Source organism: Corallococcus sp. EGB (genome assembly GCF_019968905.1).
Taxonomy (GTDB): domain Bacteria; phylum Myxococcota; class Myxococcia; order Myxococcales; family Myxococcaceae; genus Corallococcus.
In genome coordinates, this window is the sequence record NZ_CP079946.1 from 5,002,450 (window position 1) to 5,022,231 (window position 19,782).

Genomic DNA, 19,782 nt, shown 5'->3' on the forward strand with positions numbered 1-19,782 from the left:
TCACTCCTTGGCTGGGGCGTGGAGCGCTTTCTTCAGCAGCTCCGCGACGGACTGCACGGTGGGTTCACGCAGCAGCGAGTAGTGGTTGCCCGGCAGCTGGTGCGAAGCGAGCTGCTCGCCCACCAGCGCCGCCCAGCCTCCGTCGATAGGGCGCGTCTCGTCCCGCTCCTCCGCGTGGATGCGCAGCACGCGTTGCGCCAGCGCGGGCGGGTGGTAGCGCCGGACGGCCTCAAGGTGGGCCTCGAAGACGGTGAAGAGGGCCGTGGCGCTCGCTGCGTCCATGCCGGGCGGCAGCGCGCCGGCACGGCCCGCGGACTCCAGCACCTGCTCGACCGCCACCTCGGGCTCCAGCGCCGACAGGTCCACGTCCAGGCCCGTCAGCGACATGCCCATCAGGTCCTGCGCGAACAGGCCCAGCGCGAGCATGCGGTCCAGCTCCGGCTCCGAGTCCGGCACCGTCTCCGGCACGTACGAGTCGATCATCGCCACCAGCTCCACGGCTTCGCCTGCCTCGCGCAGCTGGTACGCCATCTCGTAGGCGATGACGCCGCCCAGGGACCAGCCTCCCAGGCGGTACGGGCCGTGAGGCTGCACCCCCCGCACGACGCGCACGTAGCTGGCGGCCAGGGCCTCCACCGTGTCCAGCGGCTGGCTCTCGCCGTCCAGTCCTCGGGCCTGGAGGCCGTAGAAGGGCTGATCCGGGCCCAGCCTGCGCGCAAGCTCCGCGTAGACCAGCACGGTGCCTCCCACCGGGTGCACGCAGAAGAACGGCGGCGCGCTGGCCGTGCCGTCCTTCGTGAAGGGCACCAGCGGCGTGAAGGGCTTCGGCGCCTCCACGGCGCTTGCGTCCAGCAGCGCCGCGAACTGCTCCACGCTGGGGGCCTCGAAGAGGGAGGACAGCGGGAGCTTGCGGCCCGTCTCCCGGTGCACCGCCGCCATCAGCCGCACCGCCAGCAGCGAGTGTCCCCCCAGCTCGAAGAAGCTCGCGCGCACGTCCACCGCGGGCACGCCCAGCGCCTCCGCCCAGAGGACCGCGAGCCGGGCCTCGGCATCGTTCCTGGGGCCCACGCCGGCCTCGGGGCTGACCGGGCCGTCCACGGGGACGGGCAGCGCCGCGCGGTCCACCTTGCCGTTGGGCGTCAGCGGCAGGGCGGGCAGGGCGACGTAGGCCGACGGCACCATGTACTCCGGCAGCGACTGGTGGAGGTGTCCCCGCAGCGGCGAGGTGTCCACCTCCGGCGTCACGTAGGCCACCAGCCGCGGCATGCCCGGCACGTCCTCGCGCAGCAACACCGTGGCGTCACGGATGCCCGGGTGCGTGCGCAGCGTGGCTTCGATTTCGCCCGGCTCGATGCGGTAGCCCCGCAGCTTCACCTGGAAGTCCACGCGCCCCATGAAGTCGAGCGTGCCGTCCTGCTTCCAGCGGACCCGGTCTCCCGTGCGGTACAGCCGGGCTCCGCGCTCGGTGCTGAACGGGTGGGGGATGAAGCGCTCCGCCGTGAGGTCCGGGCGGTTGCGGTAGCCGCGCGCCAGGCCCTCGCCCGCGATGAACAGCTCACCCGGGACCCCCACGGACACCGGGGCCAGGTTCGCGTCCAGCACGTACACCCCCGCGTTCACCAGCGGCCGCCCGATGACGGGCGTCGGGTGCGCCGTGCCCCGGATGCGCTCCCAGGTCGTGAACACCGTGCCCTCGGTGGGGCCGTAGATGTTGATGGCCTGGGTGCGGGAGGTCGCCGCGAGCGTTCGCCACGTCACCTCGTCCACGGCCTCGCCGCCGATGATGCAGTAGGCGGGCACGTGCGCCTGCGCCAGCAGGCCCGCGTCCAGCAGCAGCTTGAACTGCGACGGCGTGCAGTCCAGGACGTCCACCCGGCGCTGCTCCAGCCACGCGAGCATGCTCTCCGGATCCTGCCGCACGGCCTCCGGGACGAGGCACAGGCAGTGCCCGTCCAGCATGAGCACCAGCTGCGACACCGACGCGTCGAAGTAGTACGGCGCGTTGAGGCCCACCCGCATCGCCTGGGGCGCGCGGGTGAAGAGCGCCTCGTGCATCGCGTGCCGCAGGTGCGCCAGCGAGCGGTGCTGCACCATCGCGCCCTTGGGCATGCCCGTGGAGCCCGACGTGTAGATGACGTACGCCAGGTGCTCCGGCCGGACGAGGGGCCGGGGGTTGCCCGGTGACAGCGCGTCGATGCGCCGGGCCTCCGCGTCCAGCCGCACCACGTGCCGCACCGACGGCTGCCAGTCCACCAGGTGCGCCTGCGTCGTCAGCAGCACGACCGCGCCGCTGTTCTCCAGGATGTAGCCCCGGCGCGCGGCGGGAGCGGACGGATCCAACGGCACGTAGGCGCCACCCGCCTTGAGGATGCCCAGGATCGCGACGATGGCCTCCGGCGAGCGCTCCAGGCAGAACGCCACCGGGATCTCCGGGCCCACGCCCAGCGAGCGCAGGTAGTGCGCCAGCTGGTTCGCGCGCACGTTGAGCTGGTGGAACGACACCGTCGTGTCGCCCATCACCACGGCGGGAGCCTTCGGCGTGCGCGTCACCTGCTGCTCGAAGCGGGCGGGGAAGGAGAGGTCGCTCTCGTAGGCGGCCTTCTCGCCGCTCCACTCCTCCAGCACCCACTGGCGCTCCTCCGCGGACAGCAGGGGCAGGGCGTCCAGCGCGGCGTCGGGCTTCGCGACCGCGCCCTCCAGCAGTTGCACCCAGTGCTCCGACAGCCTCCGGGCCGTGGCGGGCTCGAAGAGGTCCGTAGCGTAGGAGAGGACCCCCTCGAAGCCCTGCTTCGAGCGGCCCAGCGTCAGCTCCAGGTCGAACTTCGTCGTGGGCAGGTCCACCTCCACCGGGCGCAGGGTCAGGTCCGGCAGGCGCACCTCCGTGTCCGGCACGTTCTGGAGCGCGAAGAGCGCCTGGACGAGCGGCGTGCGCGACAGGTCGCGCGTGGGCTGCACCGCTTCCACCAGCCGCTCGAAGGGCAGGTCCTGGTGCTCGAACGCGCCGAGCGTGGTGGCGCGCACCTGCGCGAGCAGCTTCCGGAACGACGGGCGGCCGTCGAACCGCGCGCGCAGCGCCAGCGTGTTCACGAAGAAGCCGATGAGGTTCTCCGTCTCCGCGTGACGCCGCCCCGCGATGGACGTGCCCACCAGCAGGTCCTCCTGACCGGAGTACCGGTAGAGCAGCGTCTGGAACGCCGCCAGCAGCACCATGAAGGGCGTGGCGCCCTCCGCCTGGGCCAGCGCCTCCACGGCCTCGCCGAGCTCCGGGGACAGGCGCACCGGGAACGTCGCGCCGCTGGAGGACCGCTGGGGCAGGCGGGGCTTGTCCGTGGGCATGGCCAGCGCCTGCGGGGCTCCGGCCAGCTGCTGCTTCCACCACTGGAGCTGCGCGTCCAGGACCTCGCCCTGGAGCCAGCCGCGCTGCCACACCGCGAAGTCCGCGTACTGCACCGGCAGCGGGGCCAGCGGCGAGGCCTGGCCCTGCCGGAAGGCCTCGTAGAGCGCGGTGACTTCGCGCACCAGGATGCCCATGGACCAGCCGTCTCCGATGACGTGGTGCATGCACAGGAGCAGGACGTGATCCTGCTCCGCCAGCTTGAGGAGCGTGAGCCGCGCGAGCGGACCTGCGGCGAGGTCGAAGGGCCTGAGCGCGTCCTCGCTCGCGATCCGCAGGGCCTCGGCTTCCCGCGTGTCCTCGGGGTACCCCGTGAGGTCCACCACCGACAGGACTCCGGTGGGGGCCGGGTGCACGTGCTGGCGGGGTTCGCCCGCGTGCGCCTCGAACGTGGTGCGCAGCGCTTCATGGCGCTCCACCAGCACGTCGAAGGCCTGCTGGAGCGCGGGCACGTCCACCGCGCCCGTGAGGCGCAGCGCCGTGGGCATGTTGTAGAGCGAGCTGCCCGGATCGAGCTGGTCGATGAACCACAGCCGCTGCTGCGCGAACGACAGCGGATGCGGACCGGGGCCCTCCGCGGGGCGCAGCGGGGGGAGGGCGTTGCTGGCCTCTGGCGCGTCCGGCAGCCGCTGGGCGAGCGCCGCCAGGGTGGGGGACTCGAACAACGCGCGGACGCCGACGTCCACGCCGAACCGCTCGCGAATGCGGGACACCAGCTGCGTGGCGAGCAGCGAGTGGCCGCCCAGCTCGAAGAAGTGGTCGTTGCGGCCCACGACGGGGATGCTCAGCAGCTCCTCCCACAGCGAGGCCAGGACCACCTCCGCGGGCGTCGCAGGGGCTTCGTACGAGTGCGCGGCGCGCAGCTGCGTCTCCGGTGAGGGCAGCGCCTTGCGGTCCAGCTTGCCGTTGGGCGTCAGCGGCAGGGCGGGCAGGGCGACGTAGGCCGACGGCACCATGTACTCCGGCAGGTGCCGGCGCAGGTGCTCGCGCAGCACCTCCGGGTCGCCGTCCGTCACCACGTAGGCCACGAGCCGTGCGTTGCCCGGCGTGTCCTCGCGCACCTGCGCCACCGCGTCGCGGACGGCCGGGTGCGCGCGCAGCGTGGCTTCGATTTCGCCCAGCTCGATGCGGTAGCCGCGCAGCTTCACCTGGAAGTCCAGGCGGCCCATGAACTCCAGCGTGCCGTCCGGCCGCCAGCGGCCCTTGTCGCCGGTGCGGTAGAGGCGCGCGCCGGGCTCCGCGCTGAACGGATCCGGCATGAAGCGATCGGCGGTCAGGTCCGGCCGGCCCAGGTAGCCGCGCGTGACGCTCTCGCCGGCGAAGCACAGCTCACCCGGCGTGCCGATGGGCACCGGCCGCTGCCGCGCGTCCAGCACATACGCGGTCAGGTTCGCCAGCGGCCGGCCGATGATGGGCTCCGTCCGGAGGCTCCCCTGGATGACCGCGCCCGTCGTGCCGACCGTGCATTCCGTGGGGCCATAGCCGTTGAAGACGCGCGTGCGGTCCGTGGCGGCCAGCTTCCGCCACGACTCCGCGTCGAGCGCGTCGCCGCCCATCATGACGAGGGGCGGAACCCAGGCCCGCTCCAGCATCCCCGCCGCCAGCAGCGGCTTGAGCTGAGCGGGCGTGCAGTCCAGCGAGTCGATGCGGTGCTGCTCCAGCCACGCGAGCATCGCCTCTGGATCGAGGCGCAGCGCGTCCGGGACGACGTGGAGGCAGTGGCCGTCGATGAGCTGGACCACGCGCTCGACCACCGCGTCGAAGTAGAGCGGCGCGTTGACGGTGATGCGCTGGCCGCGCGGCTGGCCCGCGTAGAACGCGCGGTTCAGGGCCCGGTGCATGTTGAGCACGGAGCGGTGCTGCACCATCACGCCCTTGGGCGTGCCCGTGGAGCCGGACGTGTAGAGCACGTACGCCAGGTGCTCCGGTCCCGACAGGGCGGGCAGGGGTTCGTGGGAGAGGGCTCCCAGGCCGGGCTGCTCCACGTCCAGCCACACCTCCTGGACGCCGTAGGGGTTCCAGTCCCCGCACGCGGCCTCCGTCGTGACGAGCACGGCCGCGGCGCTGTCCTTCAACACGAAGTCCCTGCGCGCGGCGGGGGCTCCGGGGTCCAGCGGGACGAAGGCACCGCCGGCCTTGAGCACCGCCAGCAGCGCGACGATGGCCTCCACCGAGCGCTCCACGCACAGGGCCACCCGCACCTCCGGGCCCACCCCCATGGAGCGCAGCCGCCACGCGAGCTGATTCGCCCGCGTGTCCAGCTGCCGGTACGTCAGCGCCGTCTCACCGAACACGACGGCCGGGGCGTCCGGGGTGCGCGCCACCTGCCGCTCGATGAGGCCGTGCAGCGTGGCGTCGCGCTCGAAGTCCGCCAGCTCGCCGCTGCCCATGCGCACCAGCCGCGCCAGCTCCTCCGGCGAGACGAGCGACACGTCCGCCAGCGGCACGTCCGGCGCGTCGCACACGGCCTCCAACAGCCGGCGCAGGTGCGCGAAGAGCCGCTCGATGGTGCTCGCGTCGAAGAGGTCCGCCGAATAGTGGAAGCGGCCCTCGTAGCCGTCGCGGGTCCGGTTCAGGTCCAGCGCCAGCTCGAACTGGGACGGGGCGTCGCCCTCGAAGTGGGCCGGGCCCACGGAGAGGCCGGGCACCGCCAGCTCCGGCACCGGGGCGTTCTGGAGCGCGAACATCACCTGGAACAACGCCGTGCGGCCCAGGTCGCGCTCGGGCTGGAGCGCTTCCACCAGGTGTTCGAAGGGCGTGTCCTGGTGCTCGTACGCGCCCAGCGTGGTGGTGCGCACCTGCGCGAGCAGCTCGCGGAACGTCGTCCTCGCGCCGAAGCGGCCTCGCAGCACCAGCATGTTCACGAAGAAGCCGATGAGGCCCTCCGTCTCCGCGTGCCGGCGGTTCGCGATGGGCGAGCCCACCAGCACGTCGTCCTGGCCGGACACGCGCGACAGCACGGCCTGGAACGCCGCCAGCAGCGCCATGAAGGGCGTGGCGCCTTCCTGCTGGGCCAGCGCGTCCACGCGCTCGCTCAGGGCTCGCGGCAACGTCACCCGGACCAGGCCGCCGCGCTGCGAGGCGGTGGCGGTCCTCGGCCGGTCCGTGGGCACGTCCAGCACGAACGGTGCTCCGGCCAGCTGATGCTTCCACCACTCCACCTGCGCCTGCAGCACGCCGCCCTGGAGCCAGCCGCGCTGCCAGACGGCGAAGTCCGCGTACTGCACCGGCAGCTCCGGCAGCGCAGCGGTCCGTCCGGACTGGTGGGCCTCGTAGAGGGCGGTCAGTTCGCGCACAAGGATGCCCAGTGACCAACCGTCGGAGACGATGTGGTGCAGGTGGAGCACCAGCACGTGCTCGCGCGCGTCCAGCTTCAGGAGCAGCGCGCGGATCACCGGCCCGTGCGTCAGGTCGAACGGGCGCAGCGTCTCGGCGTGGCCCAGGCGCTGGGCCTCGGCCTGCTTCGCGGCGCGGGGGCCCGGGCCCGTCAGGTCCACCATCTCCAGGGGGACGTGGCCTTCCGCGTGGATGTCCTGCACGGGGCGGCCGTTCTCCATGCGGAACGTGGTCCGCAGGGATTCATGCCGCGCCATCAGCGCGTCCAGGCTCGCCCGCAGCGCATCCACGTCCAGGTCGCCGGTGAGGCTCAGCGCCAGCGGCATGTTGTAGAGCGGGCTGCCCCGCTCCAACTGGTCGATGAACCACAGCCGCTGCTGTGCGAACGACAGCGGCGGCGCGGACGTCCTCGGCACCCGGACCAGCGGCGGGGCCAGGGTGCGGCGCGCGTTCACCAGCCGCTCCGCCAGCGACGCCACCGTAGGCGCGCGGAACAGCTCGCCCAGCGGCAGCTCCACGCCCAGCGACGCGCGGATGCGCGACACCACCTGCGTGGCCAGCAGCGAGTGCCCACCCAGCTCGAAGAAGTCGCCGTGGATGTCCACGGTGTCCAGGTGCAGCACCTCCGCCCAGATGTCCGCGAGCGCCTTCTCCAGCGCGCTCCGTGGCGAGGCGGACGCCGCGGGGTCCGCGGCACGGGCCTGCGGCGCGGGCAGGGCCTTGCGGTCAACCTTGCCGTTGGGGCTGAGCGGCAGCTTCGCCAGCACCACGATGGCCGACGGCACCATGTAGTCCGGCAGCTGCTTCTGTGTGGCGGCTCGCAGGGCGCCCGTGTCCAGGCCTTCGCCTTCGTGGCCCACGACGTAGGCCACGAGGCGCCGGTCGCCCGGCACGTCCTCGCGCACCACGACCACCGCTTCCTGGACCTCCGGCGACTGGCGCAGCACGGCTTCAAGCTCGCCCGGCTCCACGCGGAAGCCGCGCAGCTTCACCTGGAAGTCGGTGCGGCCCAGGAACTCCAAGGTCCCGTCGTTCCGCCAGCGCACGCGGTCGCCCGTGTCGTAGAGGCGCGCTCCTGGTTCGGTGGCGAAGGGGTGGGGGACGAAGCGTTCGGCGGTCAGGTCCGGGCGCTGGAGGTAGCCCCAGGCCAGACCGTCTCCGCCCACGTACAGCGTCCCCGGCACGCCGGGAGGCACGGGCTGGAGCGCCGCGTCCAGCACCCACACCGTGGAGTTCGTCAGCGGCCGGCCGATGGGCACCGAGCGTCCCACGGTGTCCCCGGCGCGCAGCGTGTGCGTGGCGGAGAACGTGGTGTTCTCCGTGGGGCCGTAGCCGTTGACCAGCACGGCGCCCGGAGGCAGCCGCTTCAGGTGTTCGCGCACGCGCTCCACGGACAGCACGTCACCGCCCGCGAGCACCTGCTTCACCCGCGCCAGCGCGTCGCCCTGGTGCAGCACCATCTGCTCGAAGAGGGCCGCGGTGAGCCACAGCGTGGTGATGCCCTCGCGCCGCAGCAGCGCGCCGGTCTCCTCCAGCGACAGCGCCTTCGACGGCGCCAGCACCAGCGTCGCTCCGTTCAGCAGCGCGCCCCAGACCTCCAGCGTGGACGCGTCGAACGCGATGGGCGCCAGGTGGAGGAACACCTCCTCCGGGCCGAAGTGGATGAAGTCCGCGCCTCGCACCAGGCGGGTGATGCCCCGGTGCGGGACGCTGACGCCCTTGGGCCGTCCGGTGCTGCCCGACGTGAACATCACGTAGGCCAGCGCGTCCGCCGGCACCGTCAGGTCCAGCGCCGTCTCCGGCTGCCTCGCGATGGTGGCCTCGTCCGCGTCCAGCAGGACCTGGAGGTCCGTCACCTGGGGCAGCTCGTCCGCCAGGGCCTCCTGGGTGACGAGCACGCTGACGCTCGCCGCCTGGAGCATCCAGGTGATGCGCTCGGCGGGAGCCTTCGGCTCCACCGGCACGTAGGCCGCGCCGGCCTTGAGGATGCCCAGCAGGGTGGTGATGAGGTCGAACGACCGCTCCAGGCACACGCCCACCCGGTGTCCGGGCCGCACGCCCTGGCGCCGCAGGTGATGCGCGAGCCGGTTCGACGCGCGGTCCAGCGCCGCGTACGTGAGCGTCTCCGCGCCCGCCTTCAGCGCGACGGCGTCCGGCGTGCGCGCGGCCTGCTCCGCGAAGAGGGCGGCCACGGACGCGTCACGCGGGTAGTCCCGGGCGGTGTCGTTCCACCCGACGAGCAGCCGCTGACGCTCCGCCTCCGTCAGCCACGGCAGCTGGGACAGCCGCGTGTCCGGCGCGCGGATGGCGGCCTCCAGCAGCACGCGCAGGTGCTCCGCCATGCCCGCCACCGTGGTCGGCTCGAACAGGTCCTGGTTGAAGACGAGGGCTCCGTCGAAGCCGTCCTGCGTTCGGGCCATCAGGCACTGGAGGTCGAAGAGGACGGTCTCCGGGAGGGCCTCCACCGGGCGCAGCGTCAGCCCCGGCAGGGACAGCTCCGGCATGGGCGCGTTCTGGAGCGTGAACGTCACCTGGAACAGCGGCGTGCGGCCCAGGTCCCGCTCCGGGTGGAGCACCTCCACCAGCTTCTCGAACGGCAGGTCCTGGTGCTCGTACGCGCCCAGCGTGGTGGCGCGGACTTCGTCCAGCAGCTCGCGGAAGCGGAGCGTGTCGCGGACCCGCGTGCGCAGCACCACCGTGTTCGCGAAGTAGCCGATGAGGTCCTCGGCCTCCGCGTGACGGCGGCCCGCGATGGGCGACCCCACGAGCACGTCCTCCTGCCCCGCGTACCGGTGCAGCAGCACCTGGAAGGCCGCGAGCAGCACCATGAAGGGCGTGGTGGCCGTCTGGCGTGCGTACGCCTCCACCGCTTCGCTCAGCTCGCGCGACAGAAGCAGGGGCTGCACGCCGGCCCGGAAGGACTGACGCGCCGGACGCGCGTGGTCCGTGGGCAGCTCCAGGAAGGGGGCCGCGCCTTCAAGCTGACCGCGCCAGTACGCCAGCTGCGACTCCAGCACGTCCCCCTGGAGCCAGCCGCGCTGCCAGAGTGCGTGGTCGGCCGCCTGCACCGGCAGCTCCGGCAGCGGCGAGGGCTGCTCCTCGGAGAACGCCGCGTAGAGCGCGCCCATCTCGCGCACCAGCACGCCCGTGGACCAGCCGTCGGAGATGATGTGGTGCGTGTTGAGCAGCAGCCGGTGCTCGGTGGGCCCCAGCTTCATCAGGAGCCCGCGGAACAGCGGGCCCTGCTCCAGGTCGAACGGCGTGCGGAGCTCCTCCAGCGTCAGCCGCGACGCCTCCGCCTCTCGCTCCTCCGCCGTCGGCAGCGCGGAGAGGTCCACGTGCCGCAGGGGCATGGGGAAGGGCGGGTGGATGACCTGCGACGGCGTGCCCTCGTTCGAACGGAAGGTCGTGCGCAGCGCTTCGTGACGGCGCATCAGCTCATCGAACGCCGCGAGCATCACGATGATGTCCAGCGTGCCGTCCAGCTTGAGCAGGCTCGGGAGGCTGTAGGCGTTGCCCGCCGTGCCGAGCTGCTCGATGAACCACAGCCGCTGCTGCGCGAACGACAGAGGCAGCACGTCCGGCCGCGCCACGCGGACCAGCGCGGGCAGGGCCTCGGACGCGGGGGCCTCCGGTGCCCCGGAGCGGGGCGCGCGGAGCGCGTCGATGCGTTCGGCCAGCGCCGCGACCGTGGGCCCTTCCATCAGGGCGCGCAGGGGCAGCTCCACGCCGAAGTGCGCGCGCACGCGCGACACCAGCTGCGTGGCCAGCAGCGAGTGACCGCCCAGCTCGAAGAAGCCATCGTGACGTCCCACGGCGGGGACGCGCAGGACCTCGGTCCAGAGCAGCACCAGCGCCGCCTCGGTGGGCGTCGCGGGCGGTTCGATGACGCGCTCGGGGACCGGGGCGGACTCCGGCGCCGGCAGCGCCCTGCGGTCCACCTTGCCGTTGGGCGTCAGGGGCAGGGCGTCCAGCGCGATGTACGCCGCGGGTACCATGTACTCCGGCAGGCGCTTGCGCAGGTGCTCACGCAGGGGCGACGTGTCCACCTGGGGCGCGACATACGCGATGAGCCGCTCGTCGTGGACCCGCACCACCGCGTCCCGGATGCCCGGGTGCGCGCGCAGCGTGGCTTCAATCTCCCCGGGCTCGATGCGGTTGCCGCGCAGCTTCACCTGGAAGTCCAGGCGGCCCATGAAGTCGAGCGTGCCGTCCTCGCGCCAGCGGGCCTTGTCGCCCGTGCGGTAGAGGCGCGCGCCGGGCTCCGTGCTGAGCGGATCCGGCATGAAGCGCTCGGCCGTGAGCGCGGGCTGGCCCAGGTAGCCTCGCGCGAGGCCTTCACCCGCGAGGCACAGCTCGCCCGGGGTCCCGATGGGCGCCAGGCCCAGGTTCGCGTCGAGCACGTAGGCGCGCAGGTTGGGAATCGGCCGGCCGATGACGGGCAGCGCCTGGGGAGCGCCCTGGACGACGCTGACCGTCGCGTCCACGGTGACCTCCGTGGGGCCATAGCCGTTGAAGGCGCGACCGCGCTTCGTCGCGGCGAGCTGCCGCCACGTCACCTCGTCCATCGCCTCGCCGCCGATGGAGAAGTGCTTGGGGACGTGGGCACGCTCCAGCAGCCCCGCGGACAGCAGGAGCTTGAGCTGCGACGGCGTGCTGTCGAACACGTCGATGCGCTGACGCTCCAGCCACCCGAGCAGGGTCTCCGGCTCCAGGCGCACGTCCTCCGGGACGAGGACCAGGCAGTGGCCGGACAGCAGCTGGATCACCTGCTCGATGGACGCATCGAAGTACAGCGGCGCGTTCAGACTGACGCGCTGGGCGTCTGGCAGGTTCTCGTAGATGCTCCGCGTCATCGCCTGGTGCAGGTGGAGCACCGAGCGGTGCTGCACCATCACGCCCTTCGGAGTGCCTGTGGACCCCGACGTGTAGATGACGTAGGCGAGGTTCCCCGGCCCTGCCACCGGCGGCGGGTTCTCCGCGAACCTGTCCGACTGTCCGACAGGTTCCGCGTCCATCAGCACCCGATGTGACACGTCTGGATGCCATCCGTCCTGTAGCGCCTGCGTCGTCACCAGCACGGACGCGCCGCTGTCCTCGAGGACGAACGACCTGCGCGCGGTCGGAGCCCTGGGGTCCAGCGGCACGAACGCACCGCCGGCCTTGAGCACCGCGAGGAGCGCGATGATGGCCTCCGCCGTCCGCTCCAGGCACAGGCCGACCGTCACCTCCGGCCCCACGCCCAGCGAGCGCAGGTGCCAGGCGAGCTGGTTGGCGCGGACGTTGAGCTGCTGGAATGACAGCGTCGTCTCCCCGAAGACCACGGCGTCCGCGTCCGGCGTCGCCGCGGCCTGCCGTTCGAATTGCGCGTGCACCGTGGAGTCGCGCTCGAAGTCGATGAGGTCGCCCAGCGCCGCGCTCAGCAGCCACGCGCGGTCCCCGGCCGGCACGAGGGACACGTCCGCCATCCGGGCGCCGGGCCGGGCCAGCTCCTCCAACGCCTGCCGCCACTGGCCCAGGAGCCGCTGGGCCGTTTCGGCGGTGAAGCGGTGCGAATCGTGCGTCAGGTGCAGCTGGAGCTTCGCGGCCGGCATCACCGTGGCCAGCAGCGGGTAGTTCGTGGACTCGCCAGTGCTCAGGTCCCGCACGTCGAGCGCCGTGGAGCGCCGCAGCAGGGCTTCGTCCAGCGGGAAGTTCTCGAAGACGAGCAGCGACTGGAAGAGCGGCGTGCCGCGCGGCATGTCGCTCCAGCCCTGCGCGCGGACGAGCGGCGTGTGCTGGTGCTGCAGGATGCCCAGCTGCTGGGCCTGAAGGGCCTGGAGCCAGGGCAGCACGGGCGCGGAGTCCTCGGGCAGCGTGATGCGGACCGGCAGGGTCGTGATGAGCATCCCCAGCATGGCCTCCGCCCCCGGGAGCTCCGGAGGACGGCCCGCCAGGGTGGTGCCGAAGAGCACCTCGCGCGTGTCCGCGTGGCGCGCGAGCACCAGCGCCCACGCCGCCTGCGCCAGCGTGTTGAGCGTCAGCTGGTGCTGGCGCGCGAACGCCTGCAGCTCCGCGGTGCGCTCCTCCGGGAGCTCCAACAGCGTCTCCACGGGATGGCCCTCGCCGGCCGGCCTCGCCACCGGGGGCAACTCGCCGGGCAGCGGGGTCGGGACGGACAGGCCCGCGAGCTGACCGCGCCAGAAGGCCTCGTCGCCCTGGGGGTCCGTCTCGCGCAGCCACGCGATGTAGTCGCGGAACGACGCGCGCGACGCGGGCGGCAGCGCCGTGCCGGTGCGGAAGGCATCGTAGAGTGCGAAGACCTCCTGGAAGAACAGGCCGGTGCTCCAGCCGTCCAGCAGCAGGTGGTGGTGGCTCCAGAGGAAGCGCCAGTGGTGATCCGCCAGCCGCACCGCGGTCACGCGCATCAGCGGCGCCCGCGACAGGTCGAAGCCCCGCGCCCGGTCCTCCGCCTCCAGCCGCTCCAGGGCGGCCTCCTGCTCCGGCGCGGACAGGTGGCGCCAGTCGTGCTGCTCGAAGGGCAGCTGCACCTGCGCGTGGACGACCTGGAGCGGCGTGTCCAGGCCCTCCCAGACGAAGGCGGTGCGCAGGACGGCGTTTCGGTCCACCGCGGCCTGCCATGTCTTGCGGAACAGCCCCATGTCCACGGCCGAGTGGATCGACCATGCGGTCTGCGTGAGGTACACGCCGCCGGCTGGGGCATACAGGGCATGGAAGAGCAAGCCCTGCTGCACCGGGGAGAGCGGGTAGAGGTCCTCGACCGTGGGGCCCTGCGCGGCGAGCAGCGCGTCCAACGCCGACGCGGGCAGGCGGGCCAGCGGGAAGTCGCCGGGCGTTCTCCGGCGAGCGTCGTCGGAGTGGCGCTGGGTGATGAGGGTCCGCAGCACGCGCGTGAAGGCCAGGGCCAGGGACTCGATGGTGGCTTCGTGGTGCCACTCGTCGCTGAAGCCGAAGTCCATCCGCAGCCGTCCGTCCGCCACGAAGCCGTCGACGGCCAGCAGGTGCGCGCGCAGCGACTGGGGCGCCACGTTGTTGCCGGTGGACTCACTGCCCATCGAGAAGAGGGTGCTGGCGCCAGTGGAGCTGTCGAGCTGTCCCAGGTAGTTGAAGACCACCTGCGCGGACGGGAGGGCCGCGAACCGCTCCCGGAGCTCCGCGGGCCCCATGAAGCGCAGCAGCCCGAAGCCGATGCCCCGGTCGGGCCACTCGCTCATCGAGTCGCGCACCGCGCGCAGGCAGTCCCCGGGTGAGCCGGCCTCCGGCAGTTGGAACAGGGCGGGCGTGAGCGACGTGAACCACCCCACGGTGCGGGACACATCCGCGTCCGCGAAGAGCTCCTCGCGCCCGTGGCCTTCCAGGTCGATGAGCAGGCGCGACTGGCCCGTCCATTCGCGCAGCGCCAGGGCCAGCGCGGTCAACAGCACGTCGTTGATCCGCGCGCGCCAGGCTCCCGGCGTCTCCTGGAGCAGCAGCCGGGTCTCCTCCGCGTCCAGCCGGACGGTCACGGTGCGGTGCGAACCCGCGAGGCCGGGCCCCGAGCCATCCGCGGGCAGCGGGGCCACGTCCCGCCGGGCCTCGTCGAGCCAGAGGGCGGTCTGCGCATGCAGCGCGTCGGAGAGGGCGTGGGCCTCCAGCCTGCGGGCCCAGGCCAGGAAGGAGGTCGTCTTGGCCGGAAGCGCGGGAGGCTGACCCGCGCGCAGGCGCAGGTACGTGGCCTCCAGGTCCTCCACGAGCACCCGCCACGACACGGCGTCCACCACCAGGTGGTGGAGGATCAGCAGCAGGCGCTGCTCCTGCCCTGGGCCGAAGTGGAAGAGCGCGGCGCGCAGCAGGGGCGGCCGGGACAGATCGAACGACGCCTGGAGGCGATGGGCCTCCTCCTCCAGCCGCGCCGCGCGCACGTCGGCGGACAGCGCGGACAGATCCACCTGGAGCAGGGAGACTTGAGCCTCATCCGGCGCGGAGTTCTGCTGACGCCACACACCGCCGTCGTCGCGCATGAAGCGCATGCGCAGGGCGTCATGGTGGACGACGAGCGCCTGGAGCGCCTGCTCCAGTTGCGCCGCCACCAACGGCTGGCGCGTCTGGAGCAGCAGCGCCTGGTTGAAGTGGTGCGCGTGCGTGGGGTCGCGTTCCAGCAGCTGACGCTGGATGGGCGTGAGCGGCACCGCGCCCACCACCGGTCCCTGATCCGCCGAGCGGACGTCGCTCATCCGGGCGACCGACGCCAGGGCTCCCAGCGTCGGGTGCTGGAACAGGTCGCGGACCCACAGCGTCACGCCGGCCTGCCGCGCTCGCGCGACGGCCTGGAGGCTGATGATGGAGTCGCCGCCCAGCTCGAAGAAGTTGTCACCCAGCCCGACCCGCTCGACGCGCAGCACCTGGGCCAGGATCGTGGCGAGCGTCCGCTCCAGCTCCGTGCGGGGCGCCACGTACTCCCGCTTCGAGACGCGCGGGCCGTCCAGCGCGGGCAGGGCCTTGCGGTCCACCTTGCCGCTGGAGGTGAGCGGCAGGGCCGGCAGCGAGATGAAGGCGGAGGGCACCATGTACTCCGGCAGCCGCCGCAGCAGCAGGGTCCGCAGCGCGGCCGGATCCAGCTCCACGCCCGAGACGACGTAGGCCACCAGGTGCCGTGCACCCGGCGCATCCTCGCGCACCACGGCCACGGTCTCCCGCACATCCGGGCGGGCGAGCAACGCGGCCTCGATTTCGCCGAGCTCGATGCGGAAGCCGCGCAGCTTCACCTGGAAGTCCGCGCGGCCCAGGTACTCCAGCGTGCCGTCGGTGCGCCACCGGGCGAGGTCACCCGTGCGGTACATGCGCGCGCCCGGCGTGTCGCTGAAGGCATCCGGGAGGAAGCGCTCGGCCGTGAGGGTGGGGCGTCGCCAGTAGCCCCGGCCCACCTGTACGCCGCCGATGAACAGCTCGCCCGGGATGCCCACGGGCACTGGCTGGCCGTGGGCATCCAGGACGTACATCGCGGTGTTCGCCACGGGCCGTCCGATGGAGACGACACGCAGCGCCTCGTCTCGCGGGCACTCCCAGGACGTCACGTCCACGGCGGCCTCGGTGGGGCCGTAGAGGTTGTGCAGCGTGGCGTGCGGCATGCGCGCCTGGGCGCGGAGCACCAGGTCCGCGGGCAGGGCCTCGCCGCTGCACATCACCTGTCGCAGGTGCGTCAGCGACTCCAGGCCCGGCTCCTCCACGAAGGCGCGCAGCATGGACGGCACGAAGTGCACCGTCGTCACGTGCTCGCGGGCCATGAGCGCCACCAGGTAGTCCGGCTCCTGGTGTCCGCCGGGCCGCGCGAGCACCAGCCGCGCCCCCGTCATCAGGGGCCAGAAGAACTCCCACACGGACACGTCGAAGCTGAACGGCGTCTTCTGCAACACCGCGTCCGACGGCGTCAGGCCGTACCGCGCCTGCATCCAGCGCACGCGGTTGACGATGCCCGCGTGCGCGTTCATCGCGCCCTTGGGACGGCCCGTGCTGCCCGACGTGAAGATGACGTAGGCCAGCGAATCCTCCCCCGCGAGCAGCGTGGGACGCGTCGTGGACTCACGCGCGAGGACCGCCCCTCCCGCGTCCAGCGCGAGGACGTGCGCGGAATGCGAAGGCAGCGCGGCGCGGAAGCGCTCCTGGGTGAGGAGCACGGGCGTGGCGGTGTCCTCCAACATCCCCGCGAGCCGCTCCGGGGGCGTGGCCGGATCCAACGGGACATAGGCCGCACCGGACTTCAGGACGCCCAGCAGGGCGATGACCATCTCCAGGGAGCGCTCCAGGCAGACGCCCACCAGGATCTCTGGCCCGACGCCGCGAGCCCGCAGGTGGTTCGCGAGCTGGTTCGCCCGGGCTTCGAGCTGCGCGTACGTGAGGCGCTGGTCCTCGAACTGGAGCGCGATGGCCTCCGGCGTACGCTCGGCCTGGGACTCGAAGAGCTGATGGAGCGTGGCGCCACGAGGGGCCTCCACGCGCGTGTCGTTCCAGCCGCGCAGCACCTGCTCGCGCTCGGCTGGCGTGAGCAGAGACAGCGTCGCGAGCGGGGCCTGCGGAGCCGCGACGACCTCCCGCGCGAGCACCACCAGGTGCTCCGCCATGCGCGCCATGGTGGCTGCATCGAAGAGGGCGGTCGCGTACTCCAGGTGGGCGGCGATGCCCGTGCGGCTCTCCAGGACCTCCAGGGACAGGTCGAACTTGGCCGTGTCGACGGGAATCACCACCGGGCTGAGCTCCAGCGACGGCAGGTGCCCCCGGGCCTCTGGCGTGTTGACGACGTTGAGGACGACCTGGAAGACCGGCGTGCGGCTCAGGTCACGCGGGAGCTCGAGGGTCTCGAGGATTCGCTCGAACGGAGCATCCTGGCGCGCGTAGGCCTCCAGGGCCTGGGTGCGCACGCGGCCCAGCAGCTCCACGAAGGACGGCTGTCCGGACAGCCGGGAGCGAAGGGGCAGGGTGTTGATGAAGCAGCCCATCAGCCATTCGACCTCCGGACGCGTGCGGCCCGCGATGGGCGTGCCCACCACGAAGTCCTCCTGGCCCGAGTAGCGCGACAGCAGCGTCTGGAAGAGCGCCGTCATCACCATGAACGACGTGGCGCCGTGCTTGCGGCCCAACGCCAGGAGCGGCGCGGACACGTCGGCAGGGAACGCGAAGCGGTGCCGCGCGCCCGCGAGGGACTGGCGGGCGGGACGCGGCCGGTCCGTAGGCAGCTCCAGCGTGGGCGCCCCGGTGAGCTGCTGCTTCCACCAGGCGAGCTGCGCCTCCATCGCGCCGCCTTCCAGCCAGGCGCGCTGCCACACGGCGTAGTCCGCGTACTGCACCGGCAGCGGCGGCAGGGGGGACGGCCGGCCCTCGCGGAACGCGGCGTAGTTCGCCGCCAGCTCATGCGCGACGACCATGTTGCACCACGCGTCGGAGACCGCGTGATGGAAGACGAGCGAGAGCACATGGACCCGGGGCTCCATGCGCAGCAGCGTCGCGCGCAGCACGTCCCGCTCCAGGTCGAAGGGCAGCAGCGCGTCAGCCCGGCAGAAGCGCTGCATCTCCGCTTCACGGGCCTCCGTCGTCTCGCCCGCGAGGTCCACGCGCTGGAGCGGCAGGCCGCGCGACGGGTGGATGACCTGCACCGCGCGATCTCCCTCCAGCGAGTACGTCGTGCGCAGCACCTCGTGCCGCGCCACCAGCGCGTCCAGCGCGGCCTGGAGCGCGTCCACGTCCAGCTCCCCGACGAGGCGGAAGAGGAACGGGTTGTTGTACGCGCCGCTGCCCGGCTCCAATTGCTGGAGGTACCAGAGGCGCTGCTGCGCGAAGGACAGAGGCAGCGGCCGGTCGCGACCCACGCGCGGGATGGGCGGCGGGCCCGACACGACGGCCGGGGCAGCGGGACGCGCCGTCGCCGCGGAGGCAGGGCGCACGGCGACGGGCGAGGCGCCGGCATGCGGCGATTCCATGGAGCCAGGGCGCGCGGCGACAGGCGACGCAGCGGGACGCGCCACGGGCGGAGGAGGGAGGCGGGACGGCGTGGCCACCGGCTCCACGCGGCCATCCGCGCGCAGCCGGGCATGGCGGCCGGTGCGGTACAACTTCGCGGCGGCCTCGCGGGGGTGCGGAACCAGGCGGCGGTGCTCCTCGTCGCCCGCGCGCCACAGCGCGGTGGGGAGCCCCGCGCCAGCGAGCGCCAGTTCGCCCACCACGCCCGCGGGGACGGGCTGGCCGGCCGCGTCCAGCACCCAGGTCTGGAGGTTCGCGGGGATGCGCTCCCGCGGCGTGCGCGGCAGGAGCGCGCCCTCCTGGGCGTCCCCGGACAGCCACACCTCCACGCCCGCGGCCCGGTGCAGCGCGGCTCCCAGCTCCACCGACGCGCCCTCCACCACCAGCGCGCCCACGTGGGCCAGGGACTCGCGCGCCCCGGGCAGCTCGCTCAGCGTGCGCGCCAGGCGGGCGGAGGTGTGCACCAGCACCGCGCCGGACGCGCGCGCCAGCGCCAGCAGTCCCTCCACGCCCGCTTCGGCCTCCACCAGCACCTGCTCCTGGCGTACGGCCGCCTCGGCCTCCATGCGCTCGCGCACCACGGCCAGCCGGCGCAGGCCCTCCAGCACCACCGGCGTTTCAAGCCCGAAGTCGATGAGCGCGGCCACCTCGTCCACGTCCGCCGCGCGCACGTCGCGCAGCCGCTGGAGCGCTCCGTCCACCGTGCCGATGAGGCCCGTCGTCTTGGCGTGGTGCTCGAAGGTGTGCTCCAGCAGCGCGTCGATGTCCGCCGGGGACAGCTTCTGGATGTCGCCCTGGTAGCCCTGGGTGAGCAGCAGCGACGTGACGATGTCCACCGAGCTGCGGAAGTACGCGAGCAGCGGCTGGCGCACGACGCGCAGCACCTCCTGGTCCTCGTCGCCCAGGTACGTGTGCAGCATGCAGGTGATGTGGCCGCGGCCGGGGTGGCCGTTGCGGCGCCACGCCTCGCGGTACAGGGCGACCTTCGGCTTCAGCTCCTCCAGCGAGTGCGACAGCAGGCCCGTGAGCACGCCCGCGCCCAGCTCGCCCGCCATGCGGAAGGTCTCCGGGTTGGACGTGGCGGTGAGCCACACCGGCAGCTCCTTCTGCACGGGCTTCGGCCGCAGCGCGACCTCCACGGTGGTGCCCGCGCCGCCGGGCCGACGGAACCGCTCGCCACGCCACAGCGCGCGCAGCGTGGACAGCTTCTCCAGGAGGAGCTCACGGCGCTTCTCGAAGTTGGCCGGCGCGAAGGTGAAGTCCTGCGTGTGCCAGCCCGTGGCCACGGACAGCCCCACGCGGCCCTGCGACAGGTTGTCCACCACGGACCACTGCTCCGCGATGAGCAGCGGATCATGCAGCGGCAGCACCACGCTGCCGGAGCGCAGGCGCAGGTGCTTCGTGACGGTGGCCAGGCCCGCCGCCACCACGGCCGGCTGCGGGTACAGGCCGCCGAAGGAGTGGAAGTGCCGCTCGGGCGTCCACACGGCGGAGAAGCCGTGCGCGTCCGCGAACTTCGCGCCCTCCAGCAATAGCTCGTACTTCGGCCCCTGGACCGTGTC

At 72.8% G+C, this 19,782-nt stretch carries 1 protein-coding gene (only partly in view); it reads right to left on the reverse strand.

Annotation, left to right across the window (positions count from 1 at the left end):
* A protein-coding gene (locus tag KYK13_RS20795) for a non-ribosomal peptide synthase/polyketide synthase (RefSeq protein ID WP_223631961.1) crosses the window boundary here: on the reverse strand, positions 1–19,782 show its 3' portion. Its footprint extends 17,232 nt past the window's final position; only the last 19,782 of its 37,014 coding nucleotides appear in the window; its start codon lies beyond the right edge, outside the window; it ends in the stop codon at positions 1–3.